The 1863-nt window shown below is 58.9% G+C and carries 2 protein-coding genes; both read right to left on the minus strand.

The window, feature by feature from the left end; all coding sequences use genetic code 11:
- Positions 1–99 precede the first annotated feature (99 nt).
- Entirely contained in the window at positions 100–1284 is a 1185-nt protein-coding gene (locus AC1D35_RS35820) for an exo-alpha-sialidase (protein WP_113311903.1), read from the minus strand.
- A gap of 11 nt (positions 1285–1295) precedes the next feature.
- Positions 1296–1863: dihydrodipicolinate synthase family protein (locus AC1D35_RS35825; RefSeq protein WP_477942719.1), on the minus strand; the 568-nt coding region annotated here is incomplete at its 5' end.

The following is a 1863-nucleotide window of genomic DNA, read 5'->3' on the forward strand; positions in this document are numbered from 1 at the left end:
CAATCAACTATCGCACATTTGTAAAATATGAGCGCAAGGAACGGCCGACTGATTTTGCGCATTCGGCCGTTCCTTGCGCTGCCGCTATCGTGCTGGCCGCTAAACAATTGATTCCAGTGGAAGGCGCACATATTTGATGGCGCGCCGATAGTAAGTGTAGGCCACGTGAAGGGCGCCGTCCGGTCCCTCTATTATCGAGGGATAGGAGAACTCACGGTTGATCATATCCTTCGAATTGTTGCTCAGGCAGTAGCCGTCGCCGGTGTCGAGATCGATTTTGCGCTCAAAACTGCCGTTTTCATCAACGGAAATGGCGAGGCTGAGTGGCGCGCGCGGGACACCCCAGACGGCTTTTCTCGCCGTCGTGTCGGGCGTTTCAGCGACGGGCGCCTTGTCGCTGTCGATCTCGTCATAGAGCGACTGGCGCCGCGCATCCGATGTAGCAGCACTGCTATGATTGTAAACCATTGCAATTCTTCGATCTTTCAAGCCTATGGCCTGGATTGAGGAATTGTTGTTGGGTAGATTGGTCTGCTCCGGCACGCTCCAACTCTCACCCTGATCGGCGGATAGTGAGGCACGGATATTCTCCGAGAAACGATCCCGAAAGAAGGCGATCATCCTGTCGTCATCGAGGGGCACGATATTCATGTGCACGGCGCCGAGGCTGCCTTCTATCTCCCTCATTTGCCAGCTTCTCCCGGCATCACGAGAGATCAATACGCCTGCCGTGTCGGCATCGCCGCTCCAGCGCTGGCCAGGCAGGCTGATGCAGCGGAAGACCGGAAGCAGCCAGTCACCTTTGCCGTTGACGATAACGGGCTGGCGCACGAAAGTGCCGGGCAGATCGCAGAGGATGGTAGGCGCCGCAAAGCTCTTGCCGCCATCTTCGGAAATCCGACATTTGACAACTGCACCGTCTTGATCACCTGATGTCTGCGAGGTGTAGAGCAGCCAGACGCGGCCGTCCGGTGCGTTGAAAACTAACGGGTTTTGTTCGGATTTCGCCGGATCGTCCGACATTTTTTCCGGTTCGGACCAGCGGTCCGCTCCGGGTGTCAGCCGCGACATGTAAACGGAGATGTCGCCCATGCCTTCCATCGTGCCGCCGAACCAGACGCAGGTGAGCGTGCCGTCCGCCAGAAACGCGAGATTGGCAGCATGGTTCTGGATGCAGGGGGAGGGCAGATAGGCGTCAAAGCGGCCAGTCTGGGCAGTGTTTGCCCTGAGCATGCCGTCCATCAGTGCGGGAACTTCCTCGGGTTTCAAACCTGTCGATTGCATGGTTTCCTCCGTTACGGCAGCTTTGCGTAGCCTTCGGCGAGTGCTGCATATTCAGCATCATGGAGCGGCACCAACGGCGCGCGCGTGCGCCGCCAGCCGGCGTTGCCGGTCTTCAGGCCGACCATCGCCTTGATCGTCGGGATCTGGACATAGGAATTCGACAGCGTGCGGAAGGCATTGATGCGGACCTGTGCAGCGTCGACTTCGGTGCTCTTCGTCTCGTCATGGACATGGTCGTAAACCGTGCGCAGTGAATTTGCGACGAGGTTCGAGGTGGCGGTGATGCAGCCGGCGCCGCCGGCTTTCAGGAGGGGCAGCAGCAACGGGTCGGCGCCGCAAAGCACCGAGAAGCCCGGGCAGGCTGCGATGATCGCCTGCATATTATTGAAATCGCCGGCAGATTCCTTGATGCCGACCACGGCTTCGGGGAAGGCTTCGACCAGCCGACTGATCAACGGAATGGAGAGCGGAACGCCCGAAACCTGCGGGATGTGATAGAGGATCACCTGCAGGCTGCTGTCGCCGATCTTCTCCAGAACCTGTGCGTAGGCTGCGAACAGGCCCTCATCGGACACGCCC

The sequence above is a fragment of the Rhizobium sp. P1_E6 genome, from assembly GCF_056405875.1.

Bases quoted from the DNA above. Each gene is read 5' to 3' on its own strand.
- AC1D35_RS35820 (WP_113311903.1), bottom strand. From the start codon at position 1,284: ATGCAATCGACAGGTTTGAAACCCGAGGAAGTTCCCGCACTGATGGAC.